We start from the raw sequence: 13,276 nt of genomic DNA, 5'->3' as shown, positions 1-13,276 counted from the left end.
ATTAATATTTTTACTTTTTCCATTTTTCTCTAACTAGATGCTGTTTAATATTTTACACTGTTACCTAGTTTATTTGATTTTATCTTTAGTTTTTATTCGATTCGAAATAAAATCTCCTTCATGATATTTTAGGAAATCATCCAGATATAGATTAATTTCATAAGAAATTTTAGTTGTAAATGATAAGACCTGAATTACCTCATAATGAATTTGAAAGGCAATCAGCGGTAAATAAATACCAGCTTTTAGATACGCTTCCAGAGGAAAGTTACGATAATATCACGGCTTTGATGGCTTACATTTGCGAAGTTCCTATATCATTAGTCACTTTGTTAGATAGAGATCGTAATTTTTTGAAATCACATTACGGCGTACCTTTTAATGAATCGCCTCGGGATATTTCCTTTTGCGGTCATGCGATTAACTCAGAAGAGGTTATCACGATTATTGAAGACTCCAGAAGGGATGTGCGATTTCACGATAATCCATTAGTAACCGATTTTAAGGCGATTTTTTATGCTGGGGTTCCTGTAGTAAACTCTGATGGGTATAAGCTCGGAACGCTTTGTGTTTATGATACCAAACCACGTAAACTAAGCAATGAGCAAAAAAACGCATTAATCGCTATGGCTAAGCAGGTTACTAATTTGTTCGAGCTAAGGTTTCAGAACATTAAACTCATGCAGCTGCAGGATAAATTAAAAAAAAGAAACAAAAATTTAAAAAAGTTTGCCAGAATAGTTTCTCACGATCTTAAGTCGCCATTAGCCAATATCATCTCTTTGGCAGAGTTGCTGGAAAACAAAAAAGATACAGACTTAGCCGATGAATCTCAACAATATTTAGAATACATAAAAACCTCTTCTTATGCTTTAAAAGATTATGTTGATGGTTTATTGAAATTTTATGCCAGTGACGAATTGCTTGAAAAGGGTACCGAAACGATATGGATTCGAGATATTCTTACGGAGTTACAACAAATAACGAATCTAGACCAAAGTGTGAACTTTTCTCTAGAAGGTAACTCTGAAACCATTACCACCAATAAATCGGCCATCATGCAAGTTTTGGTTAATTTAGTAACCAATTCTATAAAGTACAACACTAAGGAAAAAACGGAGATTGTGATTACTATTTTTGAAAGTGAAACGGAGTATTTATTTTCAGTAAGTGATAACAGCGATGGCATTCCTGAAAAGTATATTGATAAAATTTTCAATCTTTTTAGCGTTGTTGGTTCCGAAGATAAGTATGGAAATATTGGTACTGGAATAGGTTTAGCTTCCGTAAAGAATATTATAGATAATCTGGGAGGAGAAATTAAAGTGTCTTCTGAAGTGGGCGTAGGAACCACGTTTGCTTTTTCTGTTTTAAAACAACTCTAATGTTGTCTTTTTTATTTCAATTTGTCAGGGTTTTTCCCAAGTTTCTTTGGTTCAGAACTAACTCTTCTTTCTAGTTTTTTAATATCCTCCTCTGCAGGAAGCTCTTCTGGTTTTATTCCTCTTTTTAATAAAATGTCTCTTACTCCACGATTATTTGTTATATGCTCTGCGGAAATTTGTCGTTCTGCTTTTAGGCCTTTTTCTTTAGTGTTAAATACAGTTATCTCAGTGGCAAAATCCTTTGCTTTTATTGTGATTGTTGGAAGGAAGTCAGCTAAAGCTCGTCCTTTAGGTACCCTTAATTTATTTTTCATTTGTTGAGTTGTTTTTCCAAATAAAGCTTGGTCTCCTTTACTTCGTATTATTCCAAAGTTTCTATCATTACCTGTTTGTTCATAGATGAGTTCTGATAATTCTTTTTCAGAAAGTGTTAACTTTTGTCTAGCTTGAAGTCTTTCCCAATCCTTAATTCTTTTTTCAATTACTTCAAATTTCCTTGTTTGGATAGCAAAGTAATTCTGGGCAAATGCTATTTGTTCTTTTCTGGGGTCTCCATTTTGAGCAATTAGATAACAAGCGTATCTTGTAAGCATTATATCTTCAATCTCTCGTTCACTTCCGGAACCAAGTTTTACCATTTTGTTGACGTCAACAAAATGGTCTAAAATATCATTTCCAGTAGTTTCACAAGATATTTTTGCTTTTACTATAACTTTTTGAAAATTTCTCCACTCAGAATAGCCTAATAGATGTTGTATATCTCTCGCAAACCAAAATTCGATACCGTTTTCGGTAGTTTGAGAATGGTCTTCAAAGTTGTTTGATAGTGATTTTATTATTTCTAATTTCATATTGTTAAAACACGAATGTTTATAGGGTTTGTTTGAATTAGTTATTTTTTATTGTTTTATATATTTCAAGTTTGAATTCTTCAATAATATTTAAAATTTCATTTCCTATTTTAAGCGATTGAGTTTGATTTATTGAGTTAACAGCTGTTGTTAGTGCATTTAATTTGTTCTCAATTAATACTCCATAATATTTATATTTTTCAAAATATGTTGAATTATGATTTCTTAATAGAATTTCTAAATCTGCTGTTTTTTCCGAGAAAACAGCCCAACTTTTTTCGGTATTTTGCTTTGTTTGGGATAGTTTTCCAATTTGCATAAAACTATCATTCAAAGCGTTTAGAGCATTATATAGTTTTTGATTTAACTCTAATTCAAGCTTGTCTATGTTTTGCTTTTTTAGATATTCGTATTTCACTGATTCAATTTTATCCGTAATTTCTTTGATATCCTCTTTTGTTGCAAGATTTTTTCCTTTTTCAATCAAGTAGTTTTTTATAACAAAAACATATATGGCGATAATTATTAAACTTATATCTAATATTATTCTAATAATTTCAGTTTTCATGATTTATTGTGTTAATTTCAGTTAATGATGCTCTTATAAAAGTGAATTTTTAATACTAACCAGCGGATTTTGTGTATGGAACGTAGCGAGTAAAAAGGTAATAGTTTTTAAGGATATAACTGAGCTAAATTTTTAATTTTGTTTTTAACTTATCAAACGTATAAGCCAAATTAAAAATTTGGCGGGACTTAGTTAATAAGCAAAAACCTCAGGGAAAGCCTAGTTTAGCTGTGTCTTATACATGGTGTTAGCTATTGTATTTTAAGATTAAAAGATTTTCAAATAACTTTTGAGATTTATTAATCAATTCGTCAATTAATTTGCTGTTGACTATAACAAAAGTCATTATATCTTCCTTTTTATCTATGAACTCTTCGTGTTCATAGTCAATAGAATCATTGTTTTTTATAAAGTTGATTAGCTTTTTGTTATCCATTTTAATTACATTGTCAGCATGGACTAAATTATTTCTAAGTGATTTGCATTGTAAAATATATTCCCATTCAGCATTTATTGAGTTGAAATCAATATTTGTAATTTTTTTTAAGTACTCTTTACATTTTAAAAAGTCATTAGTGCCTTTTAAATCAGCAACCGTAAATGTTTGTCTCTGTATAGTTCCTAAATCATTACATAATTTTTTTAATTCTCTTTCAATTATTGAAATAACTTGGGTTAAGAAAGAAACTCTAAAATTATGAGGAAACAATCTTGCTATATCGTGATATTTTTCAAATTTCTCATAACTTTCTGTGCCAATCAAATTTAAATATTTCTCATACTTTTCACTATCATTCAATTTCTCATTAACTTTAACTTCAATGATGTTTTCTTCAAGTTCTTTTTTTTGAGTATTTAGGAAAGTCTCAATTAGGTTTTGATATTTTCTTAAATCTTCAAAAATTATATGGTAAATCGATATGTCGAATTCTTTACGGGTCATTTTTATATAATAGCTAACAAACGAATATAACAACATATATTTTTTTAACGTGGTGAAAATTCTAAATTATAGATAAAATTTACCCACAAAAAAAGCCTCAGTAAAAACTGAAGCTTTAATTCTATAAAAAATTTAAAAGTGAACTCTAAATTACTTCTTCATCACTTTAACATTCATTTCTTCTACTTTTTTATCAGATAATAATGAAGGTGCGCCAAATAGCAAGTCTTCGCTAGTTCCTGTTTTAGGGAAGGCCATAACCTCTCTAATGGATGCTTTTTTCTCTAAAATCATCATTAAACGGTCTACACCCCAAGCAATACCGCCGTGTGGTGGAGCGCCGTAATGGAACGCTTTATACATGGTGCCTACACTTTTCATCATTTCTTCTTTGTTGTAGCCCATGTTTTTGTATGTGGCTTCAAGAATTTCTGGTTTGTGTGCACGCACAGAACCGCCACCAATTTCATAACCGTTTAAGATTAAATCGTATTGTTGGGCGATAATGCTACCAATTTCTTCCTCTTTACCATTCATATGTTTGTCTAAATCATAAATAGCAGGCATAGAGAATGGGTTGTGTGTAAAGGTCCAGTTACCCTCGTCTGTTTTTTCAAACATTGGGAAATCAACCACCCATGCCGGTCTTAATTCCTTAGGGTTGATTAAGCGTAACATGTTTCCTAATTCTTGACGCACCGCATCTAAAGCTTTGTTGGCTGTAGCATAATCGGCTGCAGAGAAGAATACAATATCACCAACTTGTGCGTCTGTGGTTTTTATGATGCCGGCAGCAATATCTTCACCTAAGAATTTAATGATTGGCGATTGTAAATCATTTTCATTCACAATGATATAAGCCAGTCCACCTAAACCGTGTTGTTGGGCAATACCAGTAAGTTTTTCAATCTGACCTTTAGACAAACGTTTGTTGCCTTGTTCTTCAGCAGAAACTTTAATACACTTTACAATACCGCCTTCTTCAATAGGTTTACTAAACACTTGGAAGGTGGTATCTTTTACGATTTCAGTAATATCCTGAAGTTTTAATCCGAAACGTAAATCGGGACGGTCACAACCATAACTGTCCATCGCTTCTTTATAGGTAATGACTTCAAACGGATGTAAAATCCATTTTTTACCATATATTTTTTGAACAATACTGTTGAACATATTCGTGTTCAAATCAATGATTTGTTGCATGCTTCCGTAGGCCATTTCAATATCCAGCTGTGTAAATTCTGGCTGACGATCACCACGAGAATCTTCATCTCTAAAGCAACGTGCTATTTGAAAGTACTTTTCATAACCAGAAACCATCAACATTTGTTTGAATTGCTGAGGTGCCTGCGGAAGGGTGTAGAACGCACCAGCTTGCTTACGTGTAGGTACGATGAATTCACGAGCACCTTCATCGGTTCCGGCACTTAAAATAGGCGTTTCAATTTCTAAGAAATCTTGATTGTCTAGAATATCACGCATCATTTTAATCACCTTGTGGCGATTTACAATCACGCGACGTACATCATCATTTCTATGATCTAAATATTTATACTGAAAACGAACGTTTTCATTGGTTTTTGTAGCTCTCTTTATTTCGAAAGGTAGGGTTTTAGAAAGGTTTAAAATTTCTAAATCTGAAGCTTCCAATTCAATTTTACCGGTGCGTAAAGCCGCGTTATAATCGTCTTCTTTACGCTGAACCACAACGCCTGTAACGGTAATAACCGATTCTGGTTTGAGTTTTACGAGTTCGTCAAGGTTCGGGAAAGATTCTCTACTTAAACGCACTTGGAAGATTTGTGTACTCGAATCACGTAAATCGATAAACATCAATTCACCGTGGTCACGCACACTAGATACCCATCCTGAAAGGGTGATTTTTTCGGAAATTTGAGCTTCCGAAACCTCTGAAATCACGTGTGTTCTGTACTCGTCTTTTATAACGATAGGAATTTGAGGTAAAACCTCTTCTTCTTTTTTATTTGTAGGTTGTTGGTTATTGGTTGCTGGTTGTTGCGCACTTCCGTCTTCGGTCTTCGGTCTTCCGTCATTATTCCCAGCAAGTGCATTCAAAATGCCTTCACGAATTACTTTTCCTGAAGCCCCTTTACCAATAATGGCAATGACTTTTCCAACAAGAATTCCAGCTTTACCTTGGTTGCCCGATTTGATGTCGTTGGCAATGGCTTCGTTTTCAGAAATGACTTTGGCAATCGCATCTTGAATCTGAGATTCAGAAATGGTATTTTCCTCAAAATAGGTGGTATAATCAAAATTCCTATCTTTCAAATAAGAAGTAATGGCATTCTGTACTAAAACTGATGTGATTTTTTCAGCTTTAAACAGTTGAAAAATTTCAATCAAGTTTTCAATATTGTGAATGCTAGAATAATCGTCGGCTGCAATATTATTAACCAAAGTTTTTGCAACAAACGACGGATCTTTAATCACGTTGTTGATGGCCACAAAAGTTTCAGAACGCAGGGAGTCTGCAGTAAAAAACTTAGCATCTTGAGGTAAAACACCACCTTTAATTAAAATGGATTCCACTGCAAAAGGTAAAGTAGAAATGTCTACATCAATCGATTCTACCACATCTTTAATGCTTACAAAAGGTAAATCTGGTTCCGAAATAAAACGGTAATCGGCTTCAAACTCCTTTTTACGCATAGTTTTGGTTTGCTTCAATTCGGCATCCCATAAAACCGTGGTTTGGTCTGGTCTAAATTCTTTGTGCTCGATGTAGTAATTCAGTTGTTTTTCAACTTCTTCTTTTAAAGCATCAACCATAAACTTAAAAGAGTTTAAGTTTTTAATTTCGGTACGCGGATTTAAATTGTAATCTTGTTTTTTACGAAGCGATACCGAAACATCCGATTTAAACTCACCCTTTTCAAGGTTAGCTTCAGAGATTTTTAAATTCTGAACAATACGTTGTATGTACTGCGCATAAGTTGAAGCATCTTCAATATGGCGAATACAAGGTTCGGTCACAATTTCAATTAAAGGCACACCAGCTTTGTTAAAATCAACTAACGACACTTTCTTTTCGTGCATGAGTTTAGCGGCATCTTCCTCAATATGAACCTGTGTTAAATTCACTGTAAACTGCGAACCGTCATTACGGTAACAAGATACTTGTCCGTCAGGAATCACGGGATTATGAAACTGTGTGATTTGTATGTTTTTCGGGTTATCTGGGTATTCGTAGTGTTTTCTATCCCAAGAAATAACTTCATTAGAAAACGTCGATTTTACGGCCTTACCAAAGTAAATAGCCTTAGTAATGGCTTCTTTGTTAATTGATGGTAACACACCCATTTGCCCGGTACAAACCGAACATATATTTTGATTAGGTTGTTCTATTTCTTGATTTGCACAAGAACAGAATAATTTTGTGTTGGTATTTAATCGAACGTGGGTTTCCAGACCGATTACTAATTCTAATTCGTGCTTTTTTAATAGCTCGTTTAATTGCTCCAGTTCCATTATATCGTGTCTTTTAAGAAGTTAGCAAACTTCAAAACGAGTTCGTCATTATTTTTTGCGGCTGTAATTTGTAAACCCGTACTTGTGCCTTGTGGTACGGTTAGCGTAGGTAGTTGGCCTAAGCTAAATCCAACGGTATAAGCATCAGATAAATACATGGCTAGAGGGTCTTTCAAGCTATCTCCAATTTTAGGCGGTGTGCTTGGCGTTACCGGTGACAGGATGATATCTACTTCTTTAAAATCTTTCTCGAAATTTTCTGAAATTTGATCTCTCAAGCCTAAACCTTTTAAGTAGATTTCATCTGAAAATCCTTGTGATAACACTTGGTTTCCACCAACGATTCTACGCTTGGTTTCTTCTGAAAAATTCTCAGAACGGGTTACTGAATACGTTTCTTTTAAATTTTCAGCTTCAATACGGTTACCGTAATTCGTGCCGTCTAAACGTGACAGGTTAGAAGCTGTTTCCGCCATAGCGAGTGTATAATATGTAGAAACTAAAGTATTCGATTCAAAGAAGTCTAAAGCTTTCACTTCAATCCCTTTTGCTTTTATTTTTTCGATGGCTGCTAAGAAATCGGCTTTTACTTCAGCATCAATGGCTTCAGATTCAATGAAGTTCTTGAAAAAACCAATGGTTTTTATGTCTTCGGAAGTTGAAATCGCTTCTTTATCAATTTCCGCGGAAGCGTAAGTGGTTTGGTCTTTCACATCTTGTCCGCTCATAGCGTTTAAAACGATGCGAATATCTTCAATAGACTTGGCAATTGGGCCAACACAATCGGTTGACGAAGCATAAGCCATTAAACCGTAGCGTGAAATGCGCCCATAAGTTGGTTTCAATCCGTAAACATTGTTGTAACCTGCTGGCTGACGAATAGAACCACCGGTATCACCTCCAATAGAAAAAACTGTATAATCTTTAGCGACGTTCACCGCCGATCCACCACTGGAACCACCACCCACTAAATCTGGGTTAATGGCGTTTTTAACGGCTCCGAAAATGGTGTTTTCACTTGAAGAACCGTGTCCGAAACTATCACAATTCTCTTTAACTAAAGGAATCGCGCCAGCATCCAATAATTTTTGAATGGCTGTTGCGGTATAAGCTGATTTGTAGTTTTTAAGCAAATCTGAACTGGCCGTTGTGATGGTCCCTTGTACCATGTAAACATCTTTAATACCAAAAGGGATCCCTTCTAATAAACCAATCGTTTCGCCGTTTGCAATTTTCGCATCAACTTTCGTAGCCAATGCTAAGGCTTTTTCGTCTAGCAAAGCGTTAACAGTGTTGTTTGTGTTTTGCTTTAATGCGTCTAATTTACTTTGCACAAGTGTTGTACAAGTAAGTTCTTGATCCACCAATTGCTGATGGATTTTGAGTATCTGAGAGTCCATAAACTATTCTTCTATTACTTTAGAAACCACTAAATAGCCGTTTTTTTCTTTTGGGAAGTTTTCAATAATGATTTGTTTTTCCAGTTTAGAACTGTCAATCACAACATCTTCTCTCAAATTATTTAGTGACACGCTATTATTATGATTATTATTAAAAGAATTATTATTTGTAAGATTGGCATTTTTAATTACTTCAAATAACTTGTTCACAGTCTCGGAAGGCTGTGCTCCTTTAATACTCGACAAAACGTCGACTGTCATAATTTTACTCATGTCTTTTTATGTGTTTTAAAGTGAAACTTTTAAGCGGGTAAAATTACGAAAGATTTTAGGTAGTTTTTGCATTACTAAGAGTAAAGTTAAAATAATGTTATTATTATTGAAATATAGGAGTAAAGTGTTTGAATCATTGAAAAATTAATAACAATGGAGCGGTTATAATGCGTTTTTTCTTTTGAAACTGACTACAAAAAAGTGAGGTAGGATTCTATAAAAAATATAAAAGCCTAGTTAAATAGCGTAAAGCGATTGGTTTGTTGGTTGAAAGAAGGCCGCTGTTGTTTACTTCAGGGTGATTTGGTATTGTAAAACAGCCATGCCTTTATAGCTTGTATTAGTAAAAGTTATAGCATCAAAAATGGGGCGATATTGGTAGCCTAAACTTATTTTATTGCTGTGAGAACCTTTAACTAAAAAGTTTACCGTAAAATCGTAAACCGTCATATGGTCTTTTAGTGCATCCCAATTGGCGTGTTGCACCGCGACATTAGGTTGTATAACCACTTCCTGATTTAATAGTTTAGTTGGGTGAAAAGCGTAACCAAATTGTGCGTACCAGGTGGAGCCTGTTCCCATCATGGGAAAAGCAACTCCGGCACCATTATAATCACCGTTTTCTACACCGTTTGTTGGGTTGTTAGCGCCAAGATTTCTCACGTAATCTTTACCATAGTCAAAGTTATAATAGCCTAAATAAGCCGTAATAGCATCTTGATTTCCTAGAGGTAGATTTAAAAAGGAATCGACCGCCCAGTGTTTCATGTCGTAAAAGTTGGTTAGCGGGTCTTGAGCATCTCCATCGCTAAAGGCTTTTTCTTGAAATTGAAAACCAGCGCCAATATTAAAAACTTTTTTGGAAGCTAAATAGGTGCCTACTTGATAAGCCGATTTGTTCGACTCGTTTTCAAAAAATTGATACTTCACGTATGATGATGTTTTCCAACGTGGTTTGTTGTTGGCAAAGTCTACTTTTCCGTTTGGAACTGTAGTCACTGCTTTTGGCTGATTCACAGATAATCTATAATCAAAATGCCCTGCTTGACCTTTAAGCCAAAATCCAAATTGGCGACCTAAATCATCATTTTTTTCAACGGTATTTAAAGGAAATAGCGGAGAGTCTAGTCCCATTAAAGTGGAGCTGGAACGCACATTCCAACGGCTTAAGCCTTGATAACCCGATTTGCCCATACCCATGGTGAATTGTTTAGAGAAGGCATATTCGGCATAAAAATCCAAAATACGAATCCATGGGCCGTCGTATTTTATATTGTAATTATTATCGCCAAAAAGTGCCGAAGCATATAGCTTAGGTGTAATTTGTGCCGAAATAGGAATTCTTAGCCTGCGAATAGAGAGGTCGGTCAAGCTAGATGTAGGCTCGTTATTAACTAATGAGCCTTTATTAAAATCGGAGTGACGTAACCAAAACTGTGCGCGAACATTCCATTTAAATGTAGGTTTAAAAACTTGGGTTTGTTGCTTGTTAGAAAGTGAATCGGTTTCTTGTCCGATTGCATTTATGGATAACAAGAGTGTTATTAGTAAAACTAAAAAATGTATATTTTTCATTTTCATGAATATAGTATTCAAAATACATTGCAAAATTATGATTATTGTTGGAGGCTTCATGTGATATTTCTCATGTTTCAAGAAAAAAGTAGAAAAAGAGCTGTTTTAGGCATGTGTCTGTTATTTAGTTGTTCACTGTTCTGCAGAAAATCATTTCAGACACCGATTTTTGCGTGGTGCCCTCTGCGTCTTCGCACCTCTGCGAGAAATCAGTTTTTAGTTGTTACGCAGAGATGCACAGAGGGCAACACGGAGAGGCACAAAGGGTTATTGTTTTGGGCATTTTTAAGTACACATCAGGCTGAAATTTACTTTTTTTTGCTTCTGCCATGAGTTAAAATAAAGCTTTTTGAGCGATTTTTGTGTTTTGCCAGTTCTGGGTCTAATTAAAAAGGATCGAAATCAATTTTAAGACTATTTTTAAGCGATTTGAGCGTGTTTTAAGTAATTAACAATTTGTTGATAATCTCGTGACACACTCGATGAAATGCTTTAATATGAGGCTAAAAAGCTGTATATTTGTTTGTATTCAAAAGGATGCTTATTGGCATCTTTTTTTATGCGAATGAAGCACGGTTTTCTTCAGTTGAATTTCTGAATATGAATCATGTCGATATCAATTTCCGCGAAAGCGAGAACAATTTTAAAAGAACATTAATTTAGAACATATAAATTATGAGCGAACCTAAAGAAGAATTTAATAAACATAATTATTCTGCAGACAGTATCCAGGCCCTTGAAGGTATGGAGCACGTACGTATGCGTCCGTCGATGTATATCGGTGATGTTGGTGTACGTGGATTGCACCACCTTGTTTACGAGGTTGTCGATAACTCTATTGATGAGGCTTTAGCAGGACATTGTAACAATATTACTGTTATAATTAATGAAGATAATTCGATTACTACAGAAGATGATGGTCGTGGTATTCCTGTAGATTTACACAAAAAAGAAGGCGTTTCTGCACTTGAGGTTGTTATGACCAAAATTGGAGCAGGAGGTAAGTTTGATAAAGATTCGTATAAAGTTTCTGGTGGTTTACACGGTGTTGGTGTAAGTTGTGTGAATGCTTTATCCGATCATTTAAAAGCTACTGTTTATAGAAATGGTGAAATTTGGGAGCAAGAATACGAGCGCGGAAAAGCGATTTACCCAGTTAAAAAAGTTGGTGATACCGATAAACGTGGAACGATTGTAACGTTTAGACCAGATCCTACCATTTTTACGCAAACTTTAGAATATAGCTACGATACTTTAGCAAGTCGTTTACGTGAATTGGCCTATTTAAATAGAGGTATTACGGTTCACTTAATTGATAGACGTAACGTTAAAGAAGATGGCGAATTTGAAGGTGAAACATTTCATTCTGAGGAAGGTTTAAAAGAATTTATCAAGTATTTAGATGCGACTCGTGAGCCTTTAATGAAAGATGTTATCGCTTTTGAAGGTGAGAAAAATGGAGTACCTGTTGAGGTGGCTATGATTTATAATACCTCTTATGCTGAAAATTTACATTCTTATGTAAACAATATTAATACGCATGAAGGAGGAACGCATTTATCTGGTTTCCGTCGTGGTTTAACACATACGCTTAAAAAATATGCCGATGAGTCTGGCTTATTAGATAAGCTGAAATTTGATATTGCTGGTGATGATTTCCGTGAAGGTTTAACGGCTATTGTTTCTGTAAAAGTTCAAGAGCCTCAGTTCGAAGGACAAACAAAAACAAAACTAGGTAACCGAGAAGTTTCGGCTTCGGTAAGTCAGGCGGTTTCAGAGATGCTTACTGATTATTTAGAGGAGCATCCAGACGATGCTAAAACAATTGTTCAGAAAGTAATTTTAGCGGCGCAAGCACGTCATGCAGCTCAAAAGGCGCGTGATATGGTTCAGCGTAAAACCGTAATGAGTATTGGTGGATTGCCTGGGAAATTATCAGATTGTTCAGAGCAAGATCCTACAAAATGTGAAGTATTCCTAGTTGAGGGAGATTCGGCGGGTGGAACGGCTAAACAAGGTCGTGACCGTGCATTCCAAGCCATTTTACCATTAAGAGGTAAAATTTTGAATGTTGAAAAAGCCATGACACATAAGGTTTTTGAAAACGAAGAGATAAAAAACATCTTTACCGCACTTGGTGTAACCATTGGAACGGAAGAAGATAGTAAAGCTTTAAACCTTTCAAAATTACGCTACCATAAAGTAGTAATCATGTGTGATGCCGATATTGATGGTAGTCACATTGCAACCTTAATTTTAACGTTCTTCTTCAGATATATGAAGGAGTTGATTGAAAACGGACATATTTATATCGCAACGCCACCTTTATACTTAGTGAAAAGAGGTGCTAAAAAGCAATATGCTTGGTCAGACAAAGAACGTGATGCTATTGTTGCCGAATTCGGCGATGGTTCAAAAATACAACGTTATAAAGGTCTGGGTGAGATGAACGCGGAACAACTTTGGGACACTACCATGAATCCTGAATTTAGAACCATGCGTTTAGTTCAAATCGATAACGGAACGGAAGCCGATAGAATTTTCTCTATGCTTATGGGAGATGAGGTGCCACCACGTCGTGATTTTATTGAGAAGAATGCTGTTTATGCTAATATTGATGCGTAAATAGTATCTGTTGATATATTGAATAAGGCCGTCGGAATTTATTTTTCAGACGGCCTTATTTTTTACAAGTTATTTCGAATTTTAAAAGGATCAATGCCAAAAGTTGTGTGTGAAGATTAAAAATAGTTAGATCTTTGCACTAAAAAAGACATTGGATCATTACT

9 protein-coding genes are annotated in these 13,276 nt (G+C 34.9%); 2 read left to right on the top strand and 7 right to left on the bottom strand.

Features of this window, described 5'->3' with window-relative positions; translation table 11 throughout:
* Positions 1-179 precede the first annotated feature (179 nt).
* Complete coding sequence (locus Q4566_RS11365; protein ID WP_303421253.1) at positions 180-1,385, top strand: ATP-binding protein; 1,206 nt, start codon at positions 180-182, stop codon at positions 1,383-1,385.
* A gap of 11 nt (positions 1,386-1,396) precedes the next feature.
* On the opposite strand, the gene dinD is transcribed toward Q4566_RS11365, so the two are convergent.
* From dinD to Q4566_RS11330, 7 genes are all read right to left on the bottom strand, one after another.
* Entirely contained in the window at positions 1,397-2,236 is an 840-nt protein-coding gene (dinD, locus tag Q4566_RS11360) for a DNA damage-inducible protein D (RefSeq protein ID WP_303421252.1), read from the bottom strand.
* A 37-nt stretch (positions 2,237-2,273) separates the two neighbouring features.
* Positions 2,274-2,804 (bottom strand): hypothetical protein, encoded by a 531-nt coding sequence (locus Q4566_RS11355; RefSeq protein ID WP_303421251.1) that lies wholly within the window; start codon positions 2,802-2,804, stop codon positions 2,274-2,276.
* A gap of 247 nt (positions 2,805-3,051) precedes the next feature.
* Entirely contained in the window at positions 3,052-3,747 is a 696-nt protein-coding gene (locus Q4566_RS11350) for a hypothetical protein (protein ID WP_303421250.1), read from the bottom strand.
* A 150-nt stretch (positions 3,748-3,897) separates the two neighbouring features.
* Positions 3,898-7,239 carry a bifunctional amidotransferase subunit GatB/aspartate--tRNA ligase AspS gene (gene gatB/aspS / locus Q4566_RS11345; protein ID WP_303421248.1) on the bottom strand — a complete coding sequence of 1,114 codons (3,342 nt, stop codon included), beginning with the start codon at positions 7,237-7,239 and terminating at the stop codon, positions 3,898-3,900.
* Positions 7,239-8,639 carry an amidase family protein gene (locus Q4566_RS11340; protein ID WP_303421246.1) on the bottom strand — a complete coding sequence of 467 codons (1,401 nt, stop codon included), beginning with the start codon at positions 8,637-8,639 and terminating at the stop codon, positions 7,239-7,241. Before Q4566_RS11340 ends, gatB/aspS begins: the two co-directional genes overlap by 1 nt.
* Positions 8,640-8,642: 3 nt before the next feature.
* Positions 8,643-8,912 carry a hypothetical protein gene (locus Q4566_RS11335; protein ID WP_303421244.1) on the bottom strand — a complete coding sequence of 90 codons (270 nt, stop codon included), beginning with the start codon at positions 8,910-8,912 and terminating at the stop codon, positions 8,643-8,645.
* A 288-nt stretch (positions 8,913-9,200) separates the two neighbouring features.
* Complete coding sequence (locus Q4566_RS11330; RefSeq protein WP_303421242.1) at positions 9,201-10,487, bottom strand: porin; 1,287 nt, start codon at positions 10,485-10,487, stop codon at positions 9,201-9,203.
* A gap of 675 nt (positions 10,488-11,162) precedes the next feature.
* On the opposite strand from Q4566_RS11330, the gene gyrB reads away from it, so the two are divergent.
* Positions 11,163-13,112 carry a DNA topoisomerase (ATP-hydrolyzing) subunit B gene (gyrB, locus tag Q4566_RS11325; RefSeq protein ID WP_303421240.1) on the top strand — a complete coding sequence of 650 codons (1,950 nt, stop codon included), beginning with the start codon at positions 11,163-11,165 and terminating at the stop codon, positions 13,110-13,112.
* The last annotated feature ends 164 nt before the right edge of the window (positions 13,113-13,276 follow it).

Origin of the sequence: Tamlana sp. 2_MG-2023 (genome assembly GCF_030548465.1) — a bacterium.
Taxonomy (GTDB): Bacteria; Bacteroidota; Bacteroidia; order Flavobacteriales; family Flavobacteriaceae; genus Pseudotamlana.
Note: the sequence above shows the minus strand (reverse complement) of the source record. Positions and strands in the feature narration are given on the sequence as shown.

Coding starts and splice junctions, on each gene's coding strand:
- Q4566_RS11365 (WP_303421253.1), top strand. CDS start 180: ATGATAAGACCTGAATTACCTCATAATGAATTTGAAAGGCAATCAGCG.
- Q4566_RS11330 (WP_303421242.1), bottom strand. CDS start 10,487: ATGAAAAATATACATTTTTTAGTTTTACTAATAACACTCTTGTTATCC.
- Q4566_RS11340 (WP_303421246.1), bottom strand. CDS start 8,639: ATGGACTCTCAGATACTCAAAATCCATCAGCAATTGGTGGATCAAGAA.
- gyrB (WP_303421240.1), top strand. CDS start 11,163: ATGAGCGAACCTAAAGAAGAATTTAATAAACATAATTATTCTGCAGAC.
- Q4566_RS11335 (WP_303421244.1), bottom strand. CDS start 8,912: ATGAGTAAAATTATGACAGTCGACGTTTTGTCGAGTATTAAAGGAGCA.
- Q4566_RS11355 (WP_303421251.1), bottom strand. CDS start 2,804: ATGAAAACTGAAATTATTAGAATAATATTAGATATAAGTTTAATAATT.
- dinD (WP_303421252.1), bottom strand. CDS start 2,236: ATGAAATTAGAAATAATAAAATCACTATCAAACAACTTTGAAGACCAT.
- Q4566_RS11350 (WP_303421250.1), bottom strand. CDS start 3,747: ATGACCCGTAAAGAATTCGACATATCGATTTACCATATAATTTTTGAA.
- gatB/aspS (WP_303421248.1), bottom strand. CDS start 7,239: ATGGAACTGGAGCAATTAAACGAGCTATTAAAAAAGCACGAATTAGAA.